16 protein-coding genes and 1 tRNA gene are annotated in these 17,978 nt (G+C 67.1%); 12 read left to right on the forward strand and 5 right to left on the reverse strand.

Features of this window, described 5'->3' with window-relative positions; all coding sequences use genetic code 11:
- Window positions 1-325: 325 nt before the first annotated feature.
- Window positions 326-4,645 (forward strand): AAA family ATPase, encoded by a 4,320-nt coding sequence (locus ACVWZ7_RS16595; RefSeq protein WP_456509129.1) that lies wholly within the window; start codon window positions 326-328, stop codon window positions 4,643-4,645.
- Between the two features lie 224 nt (window positions 4,646-4,869).
- On the opposite strand, the gene ACVWZ7_RS16600 is transcribed toward ACVWZ7_RS16595, so the two are convergent.
- The 3 genes from ACVWZ7_RS16600 to ACVWZ7_RS16610 all read right to left on the reverse strand — a co-directional run bounded on the left by ACVWZ7_RS16600 (window position 4,870) and on the right by ACVWZ7_RS16610 (window position 7,044).
- Window positions 4,870-5,499 carry an RcpC/CpaB family pilus assembly protein gene (locus tag ACVWZ7_RS16600; protein WP_456508498.1) on the reverse strand — a complete coding sequence of 210 codons (630 nt, stop codon included), beginning with the start codon at window positions 5,497-5,499 and terminating at the stop codon, window positions 4,870-4,872.
- A 500-nt stretch (window positions 5,500-5,999) separates the two neighbouring features.
- A complete protein-coding gene (locus tag ACVWZ7_RS16605; RefSeq protein ID WP_344362545.1) occupies window positions 6,000-6,257 on the reverse strand; it encodes an FmdB family zinc ribbon protein in 258 nt (85 codons plus the stop codon).
- A 148-nt stretch (window positions 6,258-6,405) separates the two neighbouring features.
- On the reverse strand, window positions 6,406-7,044 hold the full coding sequence (locus ACVWZ7_RS16610) for a 5-formyltetrahydrofolate cyclo-ligase (RefSeq protein WP_456508499.1): 639 nt from the start codon (window positions 7,042-7,044) through the stop codon (window positions 6,406-6,408).
- 106 nt (window positions 7,045-7,150) lie between these two features.
- Between ACVWZ7_RS16610 and galU the strand changes: the two genes are divergently transcribed.
- The 10 genes from galU to ACVWZ7_RS16660 all read left to right on the forward strand — a co-directional run bounded on the left by galU (window position 7,151) and on the right by ACVWZ7_RS16660 (window position 14,968).
- The gene (gene galU / locus ACVWZ7_RS16615; RefSeq protein ID WP_344362549.1) at window positions 7,151-8,068 is read left to right on the forward strand and encodes a UTP--glucose-1-phosphate uridylyltransferase GalU; all 918 of its coding nucleotides are present in this window, start codon (window positions 7,151-7,153) and stop codon (window positions 8,066-8,068) included.
- Between the two features lie 5 nt (window positions 8,069-8,073).
- The gene (locus ACVWZ7_RS16620; protein ID WP_344362552.1) at window positions 8,074-8,694 is read left to right on the forward strand and encodes a GNAT family N-acetyltransferase; all 621 of its coding nucleotides are present in this window, start codon (window positions 8,074-8,076) and stop codon (window positions 8,692-8,694) included.
- 118 nt (window positions 8,695-8,812) lie between these two features.
- Window positions 8,813-9,835: a hypothetical protein gene (locus ACVWZ7_RS16625; RefSeq protein ID WP_456508500.1), complete on the forward strand. Its 1,023-nt coding sequence runs from the start codon at window positions 8,813-8,815 to the stop codon at window positions 9,833-9,835.
- A 120-nt stretch (window positions 9,836-9,955) separates the two neighbouring features.
- On the forward strand, window positions 9,956-10,819 hold the full coding sequence (locus ACVWZ7_RS16630) for an SDR family oxidoreductase (RefSeq protein WP_456508501.1): 864 nt from the start codon (window positions 9,956-9,958) through the stop codon (window positions 10,817-10,819).
- Window positions 10,820-10,865: 46 nt separating this feature from the next.
- A tRNA-Ala gene (locus ACVWZ7_RS16635) sits at window positions 10,866-10,938 on the forward strand.
- Window positions 10,939-11,072: 134 nt separating this feature from the next.
- A complete protein-coding gene (locus ACVWZ7_RS16640; protein WP_456508502.1) occupies window positions 11,073-11,441 on the forward strand; it encodes a hypothetical protein in 369 nt (122 codons plus the stop codon).
- A gap of 25 nt (window positions 11,442-11,466) precedes the next feature.
- Complete coding sequence (locus tag ACVWZ7_RS16645) at window positions 11,467-11,937, forward strand: GatB/YqeY domain-containing protein (RefSeq protein ID WP_116767292.1); 471 nt, start codon at window positions 11,467-11,469, stop codon at window positions 11,935-11,937.
- Window positions 11,934-13,526, forward strand: coding sequence for an ABC-F family ATP-binding cassette domain-containing protein (locus ACVWZ7_RS16650; protein WP_456508503.1), 1,593 nt, complete (start codon window positions 11,934-11,936; stop codon window positions 13,524-13,526). Before ACVWZ7_RS16645 ends, ACVWZ7_RS16650 begins: the two co-directional genes overlap by 4 nt.
- Window positions 13,527-13,721: 195 nt before the next feature.
- Window positions 13,722-14,486, forward strand: coding sequence for a hypothetical protein (locus tag ACVWZ7_RS16655; protein WP_456508504.1), 765 nt, complete (start codon window positions 13,722-13,724; stop codon window positions 14,484-14,486).
- A gap of 158 nt (window positions 14,487-14,644) precedes the next feature.
- Window positions 14,645-14,968 (forward strand): hypothetical protein, encoded by a 324-nt coding sequence (locus ACVWZ7_RS16660; protein ID WP_456508505.1) that lies wholly within the window; start codon window positions 14,645-14,647, stop codon window positions 14,966-14,968.
- A gap of 28 nt (window positions 14,969-14,996) precedes the next feature.
- Here the strand turns inward: ACVWZ7_RS16660 and corA are convergent, their stop codons facing one another.
- Together corA and ACVWZ7_RS16670 are read right to left on the reverse strand one after the other, a co-directional pair.
- Entirely contained in the window at window positions 14,997-15,992 is a 996-nt protein-coding gene (gene corA, locus ACVWZ7_RS16665; RefSeq protein WP_116767295.1) for a magnesium/cobalt transporter CorA, read from the reverse strand.
- Window positions 15,993-15,999: 7 nt separating this feature from the next.
- Window positions 16,000-16,539 carry an Lrp/AsnC family transcriptional regulator gene (locus tag ACVWZ7_RS16670; RefSeq protein ID WP_456509130.1) on the reverse strand — a complete coding sequence of 180 codons (540 nt, stop codon included), beginning with the start codon at window positions 16,537-16,539 and terminating at the stop codon, window positions 16,000-16,002.
- A gap of 175 nt (window positions 16,540-16,714) precedes the next feature.
- Here ACVWZ7_RS16670 and ACVWZ7_RS16675 point away from each other — a divergent pair, with 175 nt between their 5' ends.
- Window positions 16,715-17,956, forward strand: a complete 1,242-nt coding sequence (locus ACVWZ7_RS16675) for an MFS transporter (protein ID WP_456508506.1) — start codon at window positions 16,715-16,717, stop codon at window positions 17,954-17,956.
- The last annotated feature ends 22 nt before the right edge of the window (window positions 17,957-17,978 follow it).

A 17,978-nucleotide genomic window follows, 5' to 3' on the forward strand; every position in this document is an offset into this window, starting at 1 on the left:
CATTTCATTTTGTTTCTGGCAATTCGGGTTGAATTTCGCACCGCTCAGTGTTGCGGCCCCGCAGGTGCCCCTGATTCGGGCTACCCTCGAAGGCATGCCGGTATGGTCCAAGGCGTCCCGCGCGAGCCAGGCAACCGCGAGCACACAAAACGCGGCCATGGAAAGCGCGGACGCAACACAGACACGCGTTGACACGTCGAACGCGCTAAAGGCGAGCCCGCCGCGGTCCGGCATGGAGGAATCCGGCCGGGAGAAATCCAGCCCGGAGAAGTCCGGCATGGAGACATCCAGCACAGAGAAGTCGAGCATAGAAAAGAAGGCAGCAGTGTCAGTTGGTCAAGGCCACCCCGAGGGCTCCGAGGAGTTCAGGAAATGGCTGTCGGGGCTCAAACCCGTCACCGGAGCAGATACGATGCTGCGCTTCACCAAGACGCCCGAAGGCTCGATTGACCTGACCCATGCCCATCCGTCGGGGCTTGCCCAGCTCATGGCAGGCCGGCGCACCCGGCTCTCAACCCTGATCCGGGACCGCCAGCAGTACGTGATTGCCGCCAGGGCCTCGCGCAACCTGCGCTCGAAAATCTTCGAACTCGCCAACGACCGCGGCATTGACGCGGGCTATTTCTCGGCCGGCACGGTCGTCTGGACGTCCGCCGTCGGAGGTAAACCGCAGCGAATTTCCGCCCCGGTCATGCTCACCGCCATTTCCCTCACGGTGCGCCCCGGCGAGGACGACTACGAACTGCAACTCACCGAACAGGCGCAGATCAACCCCGCACTGGTCCGGCACCTCAAGTCAGTCCACGGGATCGTCTTTGACGTCAGCGCGGTCACGCGGATGGCCTACAGCACGGCGCGTTATGACCCCCAGCCGGTCCTGGACCGCCTGGGCACGCTGATCCAGCCGATTGCCGGTGCCGAGATAGAGCACAACCTCCTCGTCTCCACGTTTGCCGACCTCTCCGGCAACCTGGATGACCCGTGGATCAACCCGAACAACCCCCTCGTCACCGCCCTGGCCCGGTCCGGTTCCGGCGAATTGGTCGAGGTGCCCGTGCTTGAACCTGGGCGTTTCCCCAGCACGGATAAGCGGGACCCCGCCGATGAGCTTCTGCTGCTCGACGCCGACACGGACCAGCAGTACGTCGTCGACGCCGTTCGGGCGGGCGACTCGCTGGTGGTCAGCAGCCCGCCGGGCACCGGCCAGACCCAGACCGCCATCAACACCATCGGCGCCCTCGTCGACGAGGGCAAAACCGTCCTGGTAGTGGGCGACAGGCGCGCCAGCCTCGCCGAAATCTCCGCCCAGCTGGAGAGCCTTGGCCTGGATTCCGTACTGCTGCAGCTCGCCGGCAATGCCAGCCCGCTGCAGCTCAAGGGCCAACTGGTCCGGGCGATCGTCCGCAACGAGAAGTCGCTCCAACCGCAGCTAAGCAACCTGCACGCCACGCTGACGGGGCACCGGCACGCCCTGATGGACCATGTTGCCTCGCTGCACAACGTCCGGGAACGCTGGGGCTGTTCCCCGTACGAGGCCATGCAGTCGCTGGCCGAACTGACCTCCATCCAGCCGGCGCCAGCCACGACGGTCCGGCTCAAGCGCAGCGTGCTGGATAACATCCGGGACCGCGAGGAGCTCGCCGGCAGGCTCCGCCGCGCTGCCGAACTCGGCGGTTTCAGCCGTGCGTCGACCACCAGCCCCTGGCACGGAGCACGGCTCCTGACCCGCAAGGAGACGCAGGAAGCGCAGGCGGTTGCACGGTCCGTCGCGGAGAAGCTGCCGCTGCTGCGCGGGCGAATGGACGAGGTGGCAGAACACGCCGAGATTCGCCTCGGCGGGACTTTCACCGAATGGGGCGAACAGATCGAACTGCTCGTGGCCGTCCGCGAAAGCCTGGACAAGTTCACTCCCGACATCTTTGACCGGCCCGTCCATGACCTCATCTCGGCCACGGCGCCCTCCGCCTGGCGCCGGGAACGGGGGATCGAGATGCCCTCCATGCAGCGGTCCCGCCTGCGCCGGGTGGCCAAGGAATATGTCCGTCCCGGCGTGCACATCGCGGACCTGCACAGCTCTCTGGTCCTCGTGCAGGAGCAGCGCGCCGCGTGGGCCGGGTATGCCACGACGCAGCGGCACCCTGCCGTGCCGTCCGGGCTGGCCGAAATCTCCGGCCTCTACCGGGAGCTTGAGTCAGAACTGGCCGAACTGGGCCAGGCAGTCAAGCACACCGCCGCAGGCGGCGATCTGGACCGCGTGCCCTATGCCGATCTCCTAACCCGCGTTCAGCGACTCGTCGCCGACACCGCGACACTCGAAACCCTCCCGGAGCGTACGCTGTTGGTCGAGAGCATGCGCGAGCACGGGTTGGGCGAGCTGCTCGCCGACCTGGCCGAGCGTGAGGTCCCCGAGGGATCTGTGACCGCAGAACTCGAGCTGGCCTGGTGGCAGTCGGCCCTGGAAGCCATGATTAGCGGCGATGACTACCTCGCCATGTCCGACGGCGACGCCCTGCGCCAGCTGGAAGCGGAGTACCGGCTCGCTGACAACGCCCATATCGCCAGCGGCGCTGCCCGGCTCCGGTGGAACCTGTCCGAGCGCTGGCGCACGGCCATCGAGGCATACCCGCGCCAGGCCGAGCTGCTGCGCAGTCTGCTGAAGGACGGCAGGGTTACCCTTGCGGCACTCAGCGGCCAGGCGCAGGAGCTGCTGCCCACACTCGTTCCTGTATGGTCCGTCAGCCCGTACCTCATGACGGGCCTCCTGCCGATCGAGCAGACCTTTGATGCCGTAGTGATCCTGGACGCCGAGACAACATCGCTGCAGGCCGTCCTCCCGGCTATCGCCCGGGCCCGGCAGGTCATAGCTTTCGGCGATGACCAGATCGCCAGCCCACGAACCTTCACCGTGGGGGTCGAACGGCTCGCCGCAGGGGAGAGCTCCTACCAGAGCGTCGAGAGTGCTTACCGTGCGCTGACTGCCGTACTGCCCGTGTGGAACCTGAGGACCGTGTACCGCGCGGTCGATGAAGACCTGGTGCGCCAGCTCAGCAAGGGATATTACGGCGGGGAACTCACACGGCTCCCGGAAGGGCAATCCGCCACAGGCCTCGACCGTGCCCTCAGCGTGGAATACCTTCCCGATGGCACAGGGCTGCCCAGCGCCGACCACGACGGCGTTGAATCGGTGGTTGCCGAGGTGAACCGTGCGGTGGAGTTAGTCTTCGAGCACGCCCGGCTCCGTCCCCGGACCTCGCTGGCTGTGGTGACCGGCAGCCTCCGTCACGCCGCCCGGATCGGCGAAGCCATCCGGGCCCAACTGCCCAACTACCCGATGCTCGGCAGTTTCTTCACAGCAGGGGAGGAATCCTTCCGCGTCGTGGATCTCGAACGGGCCCAGGGGCTAGTCCGCGACCACGTCATTTTCTCCCCGGGCTATGGGCGCACGCCGCACGGGCGCACGCTCCACAGCCTTGGCCCGCTCTCCGCCGACGGCGGACGCGCTAAATTCGCCTTGGCGATGACGCGTGCGCGGCGATCCCTGCACGTGCTCAGTTGCTTCCGCCCCGAGGACCTCGACGTCAGCCGCCTGAGCCATGGTGCCGTGGATTTCTACGAACTACTGGACCGCGAGATCGCGGGGAATACGGATCTGGGCAGCCCCGCATCCCGGGCGGCCGCCAGCGAGCAGGCGCTCGGCGCTGATCCGCTCGTGGCAGACCTGGGCGACCGGCTCCGGGCCCGCGGTGCGCGCGTGTGGCACCAGTACGACGGCGTCCTCAACATGGTGGCCGCCGCCGATCCGATGACCACGATCGGCCAGGAGGATGCGGAGATTCCCCGTCCAGTGGCGATTGAGTCCGATGGCACCGGCCACTACCGGCGAATGAGCGTCCGCGAACGGAGCCGGCTCCGGCCGCAACTGCTTGAGCGGCTTGGCTGGCGTTATATGCCGCTGTGGACCATCGAGGTCTTCACTGATCCTTCGGCCTGCGCCGACCGGATTGGCGGCTACCTCGGGTTGGAGAAGCCTGCCGTGTCCAGTCGGCTCCGGGCATCCCACGGGTTCTTCGACGACGACATTGAAAACCTGGCGATCAACGACGCCCGGGGCCAGGAAAGCCACGTCTTCTCAGGGCACGCACCGGCGGGAGATGATTTTCATGGGCGCGAGACCGCGTCCACTCAGTCTGCAGCGCGGCCGGGGGATGCGCACGAGTCAGGTGCTACGCCCCTGCTGAGGCCAGAGGCTGGGACCATAAACGGTGCAGCCACGACCGGCAACAATGGTATGACAGGCAGTACAGGCAGTAAGGAGTCCGGCGCCATGAGTGCAGACGGCGACATCCAGAACAGCAGCGGCGCTACCGCGGCTGAAGCGAACGGCGACTCCGGGTCGGCGGCCCGGGAACCGGCGGCGGGGGAGTCGGCAGCGGGGGAGTCGGCAGCGGGGCAGCCCGCCGGAGAAGCGCGGGAGCAGGCGACGCCAAAGGAGAAGTCCCGGCGCGCGGCGGCGCCAGCAACGGCTGCCGGGGCAGTGCTGCCGAACAAGGCGGCCGAAGACGACCCGCGGCGCTGGGGCGACCAGCCCGAGAACTACGACCACGATGCGTGGCTCCAGGAGCAGAAGCCTCCGCACTGGGGTTGAGATGTAAGGCCGGTGCCGAGTAGCCGGCGGCGCCGGCGACCGCAATCGGTCTCAGGGACTACCGGCCGGCGGTCGGGGACTTAGCCGGGCGCTCGGTTAGGGACTTAGCCGGGTGCTCGCCCTGAAGCCTGCGGTAATCCGATGCAAGGACTACCGCGCCGGCGGTCAGGCTCTTAGCCGGGCGCTCGCCATGGCGAGAGTGTGCACGCCAGTCACCCAGCCACTCACCCCGGCGCTGCCGCCACAAGCACGAAGAACAGCTTGCCTTGGGTTGATGCGCCGGCCAATCGCCGCGCCTGATCGGCCGCGGCTGCCACGACGATGAGCCCGTCCGCGTCAGCGTCCGCTGCGGGCAACCACTGGCCCGTCTTGCCGCCCTGCACGGAGGTCCACAGTACAGGGACGGCTTCGGCCAGGATTTGGCCTTCAGCGGCTTGTTCGAAGCCGCTGCCGACGGTGAGCACCACGTTGACGAGTTGTCCGGGGGAGAGCAGCCGGATAGACGCAGGATCCGCCATCCTGAGCGGTACGGCTGCGGAACCGGGCGGGCTTCCGGCCAGCAGGCCAGGGCCAAGGATCTGGGCGTCGGTGAGGAGCTGGCCTTGGCGCAGCGGTGCGGCCAACTGCTTGCCCTCGAACGCGTTTTCGCCGCCCGGGCTGCCGGCCGGCACTAGGCCGGGCGGGATGCTGATCATGCGGACGTCGCCTGGTTCCAGGGTTTTTCCGGCGGGAAGATCCGCTACGGCTGCGAACGCAGTGGCGGTGTCGGCGGGCGCAGGAGTTAGCTGCTGAACAGTCAGGCCAGCGGCGATGCACAACATGAGCGCCGCCAGTAGCCGGCGGTTCCGGCTCAACCAGTTGCCCAGGCGGCGTCGCGGCGGCCTGCCGCGCGGCAACCGCTGCCGGGGCGGTCTCCCGGGCCGGGTGTAATTCCGGATGGAGCTGCCGGCAGAAGGAAACGTGGGCGGAAGGAGGCCAGCGGAGCGGATCCCGGAGCGTGCCCAGCTGGCGGGCATCGCTCCGTTCCCGGGCCGGGGCGGCAGCGAAGAGGCCTTGAAAGACGGCCAGGAAGCCGGGTTGAGTGAGGGTGCCATGGCCGCCACGCTACGGACTCTGGCATGCTCGCGGGAGTCGCGGAACTGCTTATGTGGACAACGGGAGGCAGGAAGGACTGTGTAGGCTGCGGCATGCCGGCATTAGTGCGCGATTGCACGGCACAGGGACTGCGGCCACGGTGCTGCCTTGGCAGCGGTGTCTTTCGCGAACAACGCTCCGGGGCGGCGGCCGGAGGCTAGGCGGACGGTTCCGTCCGGAGACGGTGCACCAGGGCTGCACGGATGGCAGCCTTGGGACCCTAGCTGGCGGCGGCCGGGGCAGGCGCCGTTGCGGGTGCGGGAGCCGCAGCGGGGGCCGGGGCAACTGTGCTGCCCTTGGTGTCGCGCGAATCGGTCCGGTAGAAGCCGGATCCCTTGAATACAACGCCGACGCTGTTGAACTTCTTGCGCAGCGTGCCCTGGCACTCGGGGCAGGACGTCAGGGAGTTGTCGCTGAACGACTGCACGATCTCGAAGGCGTGGCTGCAGTCCTTGCAGGCATATGCATACGTGGGCACTGGAAATCCTCCTCTGGGACAAACGAGCAGGTCCCGTGCTGTCGAGTCGGGACCGGTCGATATATCTATCGATATACCTGTCGGCGGGTTCCGTCTTAGCAGTCGCAGGGCCTGAGTGCTAATTCTATCACCCCCGCAGGACCCCCGATCAGCGGAGCCGGATGATCCCGCCCGGTGTCAGCGCCGCGTCGACCTTCCGGTCGAAGGACTCGGCGGGAATACTGCCCGCGGGCAGTACCTCAGTGTCGTAGACGACGGCGACAGTCGGCAGCGGTACGGCGTCGGACGCCCTGCCGGCCGCGGACGAGCCGGACGCGGAGGACAGGGCGGCCAATGTGGCAAGGAACTTGTCGTAGTAGCCGCCGCCTTGTCCGATGCGGTTGCCCGAGAAATCCACTGCAGTGGCCGGCAGGAAGATTGCGGTGGCGTCCAGCGTCACCGCGGTGCTGTGGCGCTCGCCAACAGGCTCCTGGATGGGGGCGAACCGGCTGCGGACAAACCCGGATTCCGGAGTCCAGTACACCCAGCTGAGTTCGAGTTCGGGTTCGCAGACGGGAAGGAGCACCCGGTGCCCGGCATCGACCAAGGCTGACAGCAGCGGCAGCGTGGGCGGTTCGGCGCCCACGCCCAGATACGCGGCGAAGGTAGCCCGGCGGCCGCCGGTCAGATCGGATGCCCACTCGAGTCCGTGGCGGGTGATGCCTGCCGCTGCGGCATCGAGCGCGTCCAACGGGAGCGCCGCACGCCTTGCCCTGTGGCTGGAGCGTATTTCGTCTTTTGACGCCATGACTGGTCCGTCCTCTGCATCGTGCAGCCTGCTCCGCAACGTCAGGGGGCCCGCGGGGCAGGCCGAATAATTACGCAATGATTGGTCCCTCCGTTAGATTAGTCGAGTGAATACACCCAATGCTTCCGTCCGCAAGGCCGTCATCCCCGCCGCGGGCCTTGGTACCAGGTTTCTTCCGGCCACGAAGGCCATGCCCAAGGAAATGCTGCCTGTCGTTGACAAGCCGGCCATCCAGTACGTGGTCGAGGAGGCCGTGAATGTCGGCCTGAACGACATCCTGATGATCACGGGCCGCAACAAGCGGGCGTTGGAGGACCACTTCGACCGCGTTCCCACGCTCGAAGCCACCCTCCAAGCCAAGGGTGACACGGCAAAGCTCGAGTCCATCCAGGCCGCCAGCAACCTCGGCGACATCCACTACGTCCGCCAGGGCGACCCCATGGGCCTCGGCCACGCGGTCCTCCGGGCCAAGCAGCACGTCGGCCAGGAACCGTTCGCCGTGCTCCTGGGCGATGACCTGATCGACGCCCGCGATGAGCTCCTCAGCACCATGATCGAAGTACAGGCCAAGACCGGCGGGTCGGTGGTCGCGCTGATCGAGGTGGACCCGTCCCAGATCAGCGCCTATGGCTGCGCCGACGTCGAGGCGATCGCCGGTGAGGAGTACGTCCGCGTCAAGCAGCTCGTGGAGAAGCCCGACGTCGAGGACGCCCCGTCAAACCTCGCGGTCATTGGCCGCTATGTCCTGCACCCGGCCGTCTTTGAAGTGCTCGAGCGCACCGCGCCGGGCCGCGGCGGCGAAATCCAGCTGACGGATGCACTGCAGGAACTCTCCACCGGCACCGGCGAGGGCTACGGCGTGTACGGCGTCGTCTTCCGCGGCCGCCGCTACGACACCGGCGACAAGCTCAGCTACCTCAAGGCCTGTGTCCAGCTCGCCTGCGACAGCGAGGACCTCGGCCCGGGCCTGCGCGAATGGCTGCCCGGCTTCGCGTCCAGCCTTACCCCCAGCCTCGCCAAGTAATTCCCGTGGGGGGCAGCTTCACCTGGCCGGTGACTCTGGAGAGCGGCGACATCGTGTTGCGCCCTATCCGGTACCGGGACCGCAAAGAGTGGACAGCGCTTAGGTCACGCAACTGCGAGTGGCTTGCCCCTTGGGAGGCATCAAACCCGGTCCCCGGCGGCGGCCTGCCGGATTACCGGCAGATGGTGCGGTCGCTGAAGGCCCAGGCCGCACAGGCCACGGCCCTGCCGTTCGTGATCGCCGAATGGAGGCCTGGGCACGAGAAGCCAGTGATCGTGGGACAGCTGACCGTGTCCTCGATCGTTTGGGGATCGGCCATGATGGCGACGTTGGGCTATTGGGTCGATCAGGACCGGGCCGGCCGGGGGATTGCCCCCACCGCCGTGGCCATGGCGACGGACTACTGCTTCGGAACCCTTGGCCTGCACAGGATGGAAATCAACATCAGGCCGGAAAACGGGCCGAGCCTGCGAGTGGTGGAAAAACTCGGGTTCCGCGACGAAGGATTCAGGCCCCGATACCTGCACATCAACGGTGAATGGGCCGACCACCGCACCTTCGCGCTCACGGCTGAGGAAGTGCCGGAAGGCCTTCTCGCCCGGTGGTTGCGGAGCCGGCCGGCGTGAGCCCTTGATAGCCGCCTGACCAGCCACTACGCCCCGGCCCCCACCAATTGCCGGCGCGCCCGCGACACACCCCTGACAATGCGGCCTAGCACCCCATATACCTCATACGGTTTTGAGTGTGGACTTCCCTCTTAGCAGCTCTGTGATCCTTGTCATTGCTGTTGCGCTCTGGATCGTGTGGGTGGCACCCTACGTTCTGCGGAACGGGCGCCACCAGCTGCAGCCTGCAGGCGAATTCCTGGCGGACGTCATCGACATAGAACCAGTAGACCCACAAGCGGGGAAGGTTATGAAAATGGCGGCGCAGCAGGACAAGCCCATGAATATCACCCGGCGCGCAGAACCTGCCGGCGGCACCGCAGGGCCCCGGGATACGCCAAGGGAGACACGCGGTGCAAGCCCGCTGCCCGCAGCAGCCTCCCCGGCGTTCAGGATTCGCTGGGGCCGGCTGGTGCTTGCGCTGGCCGGGATGCTCTCCCTGCTCACCGGCGTGGTGTCTGCACTCCTTCGACTGTTCGGCGTCGGATCCGGCTGGCTGCCGGTGGCAGCCCTGGTGGGCGCCGTCGCGTCCGTGGCAATGCTTCGCCGTCTCGCTATCCGCGACCGCCGGCGGAGGATGAACGCCGCATTCCGTGCAGCCATGGGCAGCCCGGCGCAAAGGCCTGTGCGGCCGTCGGTGCCCGAAGAGACCCCGACCCTTCCTGCGGAGCGCCCCGGCGTGCGGCCCGAGAATCCGCTCTTCGACGCCGAAGCGGACCGCTCCACACCGGAACCTTCGCCCAAACCGCTCACCGCACTGGATCTCCGCCAGGCAGCCCTGGCCGAAGCGGCAGCCTCGGGCGACACCGCGGCAGCTGTGGCAGCCGCACCGGCGGCACCTGCGGAAGGCTCCAGCTGGGAGCCCGTGGACGTTCCCAAACCCACGTATGTCGAAGCGCCGAAGGCCGAACGCGCGGCCCCCAAGCCGCTGGACCTGCCCCAGGCACCGAAGGCCGTTGGCAAGCCGTCGCTCAAGCAGGCCTCGGCTCGGCCGGCCGCCTCCGATCCCCGGATCGCCGACGATCCCGAGACGAAGCAGCTCAGCAAGGCCCAGAGCGCGTTGAGCAACCTCGATGACGTTCTTCAGCGGCGACGCGCCTGACCCGTTCCGATCTTCCGGAGTCTTCGCCCCGGGCAGCCAGTGATGGCTGTCCGGGGTTTTGCATTCCCCGCAGCGCCCCGGCAGGGAGCGCTGCACGGGCCGCTGCGGTAGCCTCTGGTCATGACAAGGATCTGCGTCGCCGGTGGAACCGGCCAAGTGGGCCGTGAGGTGGTGCGTCAGGCTCTCGACGCCGGGCATTCCGTGGCCGTGCTGAGCCGCCGCCCGCCGGCGGCCGGCACCGGCGGCAGCGGCGGGGGAGCGGAGTACTTCCGCGCGGACGTGACGACGGGCGAAGGGCTCGCGGCCGCTGTGGCCGGGGCCGACGTCGTGATCGACTGCCTGGAGGGACGCTCCGGGAAAGCGCGCAAGAACTTCGCCGACGGCGGCGCGCGGCTCCTGGCCGCCGCCCAGGAGGCGGGCACGGCCAGGGCCGTGATGCTCTCCATCGTGAACTGTGATCACAGCAGCTATGCCTTCTACCGCTCGAAGGCGGCGAAAGAGCATGTCTACGAGCTGTCCGGGCTCGAGACGGTGGTGGTGCGGGCCACCCAGTTTCACTCGTTGCTGGCGATGATGTTCGGCGCCGGATCAAGGATCAGGGTCATCCCCGTGGTGAGGGGCGCCCGGTTCCAGCCCGTCTCACCGGCCGACGTCGCTGCGATGCTCCTGGAGGCCGCACTGGAGCCGGCACCGGATTCGGGGCGCGGCCCGGCGCCGGAGCCGGAGACGGCGACGGCGCCGGTGCCCGAACCGGCGCGCCCGCGGCACCGCGTGCTGACCATCGGCGGCCCGGAAGCCAAGGACATGGCCGACTTCGCCCGGGAATGGCAACGGGCCACCGGCGCGAAGGGCCGCCTGGTGCGCCTGCCGCTGCCGGGAGCGATGGGCCGCTACCTGCGCGCAGGGCTCAATCTGGTGCCGGAAGCGCGACACGGCACCGAGACATTCCGTCGCTGGCTGGCAAACCGCGCAGATAGTTTGTAGCCTAGGGACACCGGCAACGCCGTTCCGACAGGACCGGCGTTGCTTCGGGGCTATAGCTCAGTTGGTAGAGCGCTTCGTTCGCATCGAAGAGGTCAGGAGTTCGAATCTCCTTAGCTCCACAGCTTGTAAGGGGCCCGGCGGAACAGCTGCCGTGCTGGCCCTGTGAACGTTGCAGCCCGCGACAGCCACGCCAGTGCCGGAATCCAGTGCCGCAAACCAGGACGGAAATCCACTGTAGACAAGGCCACGAACCATGAAGAACACCCTCTCGCTCGCTCTGGTTCTGCTGACTCTTCTGTTGGCCGCCTGCTCCGTCGCCCCCACTTCAGAACCGACCGCCGGCAGCCCGTCCACGGGGCTGGCGGCGTCGCTTCCCAAACCGAACCCGGCCCAGCAGGATGCGCTCCTGGCCGCCTTCGCCCAGATCAACCCGCGCCTGTCGAACGATCACGCAGTCGAGACGGCCCGCGGCCTCTGCGGCCGGCTGCTGGGGCAATCGTCGGCGGACCAGCTCATCGCCGCGGCGAAGGCGGCATTCACTAACGGCGACGTCCCGGTTGTCTCGGACGAGGAAGCCCAGCGGATTCTCTCGGCGATCGGGGCCAACGGGTTCTGCCGTTAGCCTTGTAGGTGACACGAGGAGAACAATGACCACCCTGAAAGAACGACTGCACGCCGACGTCGTGAGCCACATGAAGGACCGTAACAAGGTTGCCCTCACCACTGTGCGCAACGTCCTGGGCGAGATCGAAACCCGGGAGAAGTCGGGCAAGACGCCGATCGTCCTGGACGACTCGCAGGTGACTTCCCTCCTGCAAAAGGAAGCCGCCAAACGCCGCGACACGGCCCGCATCTACACCGAAGCCGGAGAAACCGAACGTGCCGCCGCCGAGATCGCCGAGGCCGAAGTCATCGAGGCCTACCTGCCCAAGGCACTCACCGCGGCGGAGGTCGAGACGATCGTGGACGAGGCCATCGCCGCGCTCAAGGCCGAGGGCGTCGAACTGTCTCTTCGCCAGCTCGGGGCAGTCATGAAGCCTGTCACCGCCAAGGTGGCCGGACGTTTTGACGGCAAGGCCGTCAGCGAAATCGTGCGCAACCGTCTCGCGCAGCAATGAGCCTGATCCGCCTGCACGACGTCGGGGTCCGCTTCGAGAACGCACAAATCCTCCGCGAGGCGTTCTTCCGCCTCGAGCCGGGAGACCGGGTGGGCCTGATTGGCAAGAACGGCTCCGGCAAAACGACCATCCTCAAGCTGATCCTGGACCAGGTTTCCCCGGACACCGGAACGGTCACCGTGGAACAGGGAACCAGGGTGGGGTACTTCTCCCAGTTTTCCGAGCTCGACGGCGAGGCAACAATCCTTGAGGTGCTTGACGGCCTGTTCGTCGACATCAAGGCTGCCGAGGCCGAGCTCGCGGCCATTGACGCTGCCATTGCCGCGGATCCTGACGGCGCCGAACTCGACCGGCTGATCCGGCGTCAGGCCGAGCTGTTCGAGGACATGGACCGCCTCGACGGATGGGACTACACGCGGCGCATCGACACCGTCCTGACCACGCTGGGGTTCAGCGAGGCCCACCGCACCTGCTCGATTGACGAATTGTCCGGCGGCTGGCGAAACCGCGCCGCCCTGGCCAAGATCCTGTTGGAGGGCCCGGATGTCCTGCTCCTCGACGAGCCCACCAACTTCCTGGATGTGGCCGGCGTCGAATGGCTGGAAAGCTGGTTCCGCGACTTCAAGGGCGCCGCGATCATCGTCTCCCACGACCGGAAATTCCTTGACGCCGTCGTCACCCGGATCATCGAGGTGGAGAACTTCCACCTGCACGAGTACCCGGGAAATTTCGCCGAGTACGTTGTCCAGAAGCAGTTCCGGCTCAAGACGCTTGAGGCGCAGTTCGTCCATGAATCCGAGCTTCTGGCCTTCGAAGCAGAGGGCATCGCCGACCGCCGCGAGGCCACCAAGGCCGCCAGCCGCGGGCTTGGGAACCAGTTGGCCAAGATCAAGAAATCGCGCACGCCCCGGCCGGTTGACCAGATCGTCACGGAGATCTACGGCGGCCTGCACGTGAAGGATGTCCTTTGCCGTGTCGAAGCGCTGGGCAAGTCCTACGGCGACAAAGTGTTGTTCGAAGACCTGAGCTTTGAGATCCGCCGCGGCAACAGGATTGTGGTCCTGGGCTCCAATGGCAGCGGCAAGTCAACGCTGCTCAAAGTCCTGGCCGGCGAGGAACAGGCGGATTCCGGCGACGTGGCCTGGGCCAAGGGGCCGGGTTTTGTGTCATACAACCAAATGCTGGATGAGCTCGACGACGCCGACACCGTGTCCCACGCGGTCAACGCGCTGCCGGACAGCCTCGCCTTCAGCGCCACGAAGAAGTCCGTCAACAGGTTCCTCGCGATGTTCCAGTTCTCCGAGGCCGACCTCAACCAGAAGATCGGGAATCTCTCCGGTGGACAGAAAGCACGCGTCGCCATGGCTCAGTGCCTTCTGTCCGGGGCCTCGGTGCTGCTCCTGGATGAGCCCACCAACCACCTCGACATGACCAGCACCCAAGTGATGGAGCGGGCACTGCTCCACTTCCCCGGGGCGGTGGTGGTGGTCAGTCACGACCGCTTCTTTAGTGAGAAAATCGCCAACCGTCACCTGGTCTTCGGCAGTGACGGCTCGCAGCCCGGCGAGGTTGACGTCCGCGCCGCCTGAGTGGACGCCGGCTAAAGAACGCGACTTAAAGAACGCGGAGATGAACGGAAGCTCAGCGTTTGCCCAGCATTGGCTCAGGATGGGGCAGAAGTGGCTGATGAGCCGCAAAACGGCTGATTCTGAAGGGTAATGTGGCGCTGGCTGCCGGTGGGGGACCGGCAGCGGTCTCACTATCCGTTGTGAAAGGAATCTCCCATGGCAGGAATTTTCGGCTGGCTCAGCGCACTGGGCACCACCGGCAAGGCAGTAGTAGTTGCATCCGTCGTCGTCACCGGCGGGGCAGGCGCGGCGGCTGCTGCCGCGACCGCCGATTTCCCGGCTGACCCCACGTCGACGACGTCGACCGACTCCCCGACGGCGGAGCCGAGCGACAGCCCGACCGACACCCCGACGTCCGAGCCGAGCGACAGCCCGACTGCGGAGCCCAGCGACGGCCCCTCATCTGAGCCGAGCGACACCCCGACGTCCGAGCCCAGCGACACCGCGACCTCCGAGCCGAGCGATCCGGCCGGGTCGCAGACGCCTGGGGCCGACGGCCAGGAGTCCGCCGCGCCGAGCGATCCCACTGACTCGGAAACCCCGGCAGCGGATGACCAGGGTACGGACCAGAGCGGGAACGAGGGCAGCGACGACCAGGGCGAAGACCAGCAGAATTCCGCTGCGCCGAGTGCACCCGCCTCTGCTCCGGCGGCCCCCGCCACTCCCGAGTCGCCGGCTGCCCCGGCACCTGCTGCTCCCTCGGCACCGGCCGAAGATGACGGACAGGGTTCCGCCGACGCTCCGGAATCTGACGGTTCCCACGAAGGGAACGGCAACAGCGGATGGGCACACCAGAACGCTGACGCACACCGCGCTGCTGGCCAGGCCAACGCTGACGGACACCGCGGCGACGGTGGCGGCGACCACGCCGGCACGTCCAACGAACACGGCGGCTCCGGTAGTCACGGCCACGACGACTAATTAGAAAGCCCTGCAAAGCGGGGGCCCGGACCAGTGGTCCGGGCCCCCGCCGTCGTGACGGCCCGAAAACGCCACGGCCCGAAAACGACACCGCGGAAAAATGACACCGCAGGCCCGCCGCCGGGCGCGCGGTGCCGGGTCCGCGGGATAATGGAAGCATGACCGACCAGCAGCAGGACCGCGATCCGTGGGAGGAGTTCGACAGCCTCAAGCCGGCTGGCCCGGACCGCGTTGCCGGCTACCCCGGCGGGGAACCCCAAGGCTTCGGCTTTCGGACGGGCGTCCGCAGCGCCCGGGTGGCCTTCGGATTTGCCGTCTACTCCCTGGCGCTCGGCAGCATTCTGGTCCTCACCGGAGCCATCGTCTTCATCGGCAGCGGGAAGTGGCTGTTGCTCGGGCTCATGGCGGTGATAGAGGTCATCTTCGTCCTGGCGTTCCGCCGGCTCGTGGCCCAGGCTCGGAACCGGCGGACTTCGGGTTAGCTCCGGTCGTTCGCGGAACCGGATCGTCCTAGAGCCAGCCCTTCTTCTTGAAGATGGCGTACATGAGCGCCGCCGTGCCTGCCATGAGAGCGACTGCCATCGGGTAGCCCAGCGCCCAGTGCAGCTCCGGCATGTGGTCGAAGTTCATGCCGTACAGTCCGGCCACGAAGGTCGGGGCGAAAAAGATCGCGGCCCAGGACGAGATCTTCTTGACCTGCTCGTTTTGCTCCGCGCTGGCTTCATTCTGCCGGTTGGCAGTCAGGGTCCCGTCCAGGGTGAGCGCGTTCTGCAGCAGGTCCCGGAAGGAATCGGCGCGGGAAATCAGCCGCTCCACATGGTCCTCGACGTCGCGGAGGCTGTGCTGCAGTTCCGTGTCCACCCGGTACTTTTCGAAGCCCCGCCGGAGTTGCTGCATCATTGCCGGCAGCGGATGGATGGCGCGCTGGAAATGGATAACCTCCCGGGCAAGTTCGTAGATGCGCCGTGAGACCAGAGGGTCGCCGCTGAAGAGCTGGTCCTCGATCTCGTCGATGTCGTTTTCCAGTCCGGCGACCACGGGGCCGTAGTCATCCACCACCTGGTCCATGAGCGCGTACAGGACCGCCTCCGGGCCGTGGCACAGCAGGTCCGGGCGGCGTTCCATCCGGCGCCGGACCTGACCCACCACCCCCGTCTCGGCGTGCCGGACGGTGACCACGAAGTTACGGCCCGTAAAGACGTGCAATTCGCCGAACTCCACGGTTTCGGTCTCATCCAGGTACCGGGCGGGCCGGAGCACCGTGAACAGGTTGTCGTCATAGCGCTCCAGTTTGGGCCGCTGGTGCGCCGAAATCGCGTCCTCCACCGCCAGGCCGTGCAGGTCGAACTCCGCCGCGACGGCGGCCATCTCCTCCGGCGTGGGCCGGTAGAGACCAATCCAGGCCATGCCGCCGTGCTCGGTCAGGGTCTCGAAGGTCTGCTCGAGGTTCCGCGGCTCGACGGCACGGATACCGTCAACGTAGACGGCGTTGTCGATGATAGTCACCGGGACATTATCCAGTGTTCACCTGGAGTTCGTCGGCACCGCCCCGGCGCGACGCGGATCGGCCGGGAGCCAGGGCGCTGCTTTGGACAAGCCGGCTGATCAGCGGCTCGGTCCGGTAGGGGATATGGGTGTGCAGCGCCAGCACGGTTTCGGTGCGGATGACCCCCCGGATCCGCAGGATCGACCGCAGGGCTGCCTGAAGGTTATGCGTATCGGTCGCCACCACGCGGCACCAGACATCGCCCCGCCCGGAGATCTCATGGACTTCCAGCACCTGTGGAATCAGCCGCAACGCGCCTACGACGCCGTCGAGTTCCCGGTGGTTGACTTCGATCGTCACGAAGGCGACGACGTCGTAGCCCACCGCTTCGAGGTCGATCTCGCGGCCGCCGTCGTGGAGTATGCCCGAGCGCAGCATGCGCCGCACCCGCGACTGGGCGGTGTTCCGCGCGATGCCCAGGGCGTCACTGAGGTCACCGATCTGGATCCGCGGATCCCGGATCAGTTCCAGCAGGATTTTCAGGTCGGTGGGGTCCAGACTGTTCAAATCATCACTCCGGTTCACTTCGACAGCCTGAGAATGACTGTTTTGCTCAATTCTGGCACAAAACTTGGCCATGCAGCTCACTGGTGTCGCATCCTATAGATACCAATCTTCGACCGGGCCGGGCTGTTCCCCCACAAAGGGAAAGCCTGGCCCGATATTTTGCAAGGGCACGGACATGACAGTCTTCAGTGAACTCCGCATGCGCCCGGCCACAGCTGACCGCTGGGGCTGGGACGCGTCCACCACCGCACGGCTCGTGATGGCCGGAGTCGTGATTTTCACGCTGCTCGTCGGCGCGAATCTTGCCACGCCGTTGTACCCCCTGCTGCAGGCAAAGCTCGGAATTACGTCACTCGATGTCACGGTGGCGTTCTCGGCCTATGTCCTGGCGCTCGTGGCCACGCTCGTCCTGGCCGGCCACTGGTCCGACCACATCGGACGACGCGCCGCACTGATGCTGGCGGTCCTGGTGGGCCTGGCCGGCGGCTTTGTCTTCGCCACCGCGGGCAGCCTGGTGGCGCTCTCCGTCGGGCGCGCGCTGCAGGGCATCGCCGTAGCGCTTGCCACCGGCGCGAGTTCTGCCGCGCTCCGCGAACTCCTGCCCAGCAGGCCCGAGTGGGCCTCCCGGTTCACGCTCCTGGCCTCGGCGGGTGGCGTTGCCGCCGGCCCTGCGATCGGTGGAGTGCTGTCGCTGCTGCCCGGGCCGACCTCGACGCCGTACTACGTGCACTCCGTGGTCCTCGCCGCCGTCCTAGTGCCGCTCTACCTGCTCAAAGCGCGGCCCGCCATCAGCCTGCATGCGGGTCCTCAGCCGCTGCGGGTCCTGGCGCCACGGCGTCCGTCCGTCTCCAGCGAGGCGCGGGGCGCTTTCTGGCTGGCCTCGTCCGTGGGCTTCCTGAGCTTCACCGTCTTCGGCTTTTGCCTCTCGCTCGCGCCCGGTTATTTTGCCCAGATTGTCCACGCGGATTCACGGCCGCTGATCGGGCTGCTGGCCGGACTGACGCTGGGTTCCTCAGCCCTGAGCCAGCTGCTGGCGGTCCGGGGCAGGTTCGCCGTGCCCGCGGGCCTGGCCGTCCTGGGCATTTCAGTCCTGATGATCGCCGCAGCCGCCGCATGGAGCAGCCCGTGGCTGCTCATTCTGGCCAGCATCACTGCCGGCGTGGGGCAGGGCGTGGCATTCCGGACCGTCTTCAACGATGTTGCCGGCAAGGTGGAGGCCGCCCGGCATGCCCAGATCATCAGCACTGTCTACGTCATCACGTACCTCGGGAGCGCCATCCCGGTGATCGGTTTGGGACTCGCGACCGGGATGGTGGGGCTGCAGAGTGCCGTCGCCGGCTTTGTCGTGGTGTGCGCTGCCGCTGCGCTGACCCTGGCGGCGGTTACCCTGCGGAGCGCACTGCGCCGGCGGGCCTAGCGGCCAGGGGTCGGCCCGGAAA

This window comes from Arthrobacter sp. TE12232, assembly GCF_054062615.1.

Coding starts and splice junctions, on each gene's coding strand:
- ACVWZ7_RS16610 (WP_456508499.1), bottom strand. CDS start 7,044: ATGGCGTCAAAAGACGAAATACGCTCCAGCCACAGGGCAAGGCGTGCG.
- ACVWZ7_RS16640 (WP_456508502.1), top strand. CDS start 11,073: ATGAAGAACACCCTCTCGCTCGCTCTGGTTCTGCTGACTCTTCTGTTG.
- ACVWZ7_RS16655 (WP_456508504.1), top strand. CDS start 13,722: ATGGCAGGAATTTTCGGCTGGCTCAGCGCACTGGGCACCACCGGCAAG.
- ACVWZ7_RS16660 (WP_456508505.1), top strand. CDS start 14,645: ATGACCGACCAGCAGCAGGACCGCGATCCGTGGGAGGAGTTCGACAGC.
- ACVWZ7_RS16645 (WP_116767292.1), top strand. CDS start 11,467: ATGACCACCCTGAAAGAACGACTGCACGCCGACGTCGTGAGCCACATG.
- ACVWZ7_RS16675 (WP_456508506.1), top strand. CDS start 16,715: ATGACAGTCTTCAGTGAACTCCGCATGCGCCCGGCCACAGCTGACCGC.
- ACVWZ7_RS16650 (WP_456508503.1), top strand. CDS start 11,934: ATGAGCCTGATCCGCCTGCACGACGTCGGGGTCCGCTTCGAGAACGCA.
- ACVWZ7_RS16630 (WP_456508501.1), top strand. CDS start 9,956: ATGACAAGGATCTGCGTCGCCGGTGGAACCGGCCAAGTGGGCCGTGAG.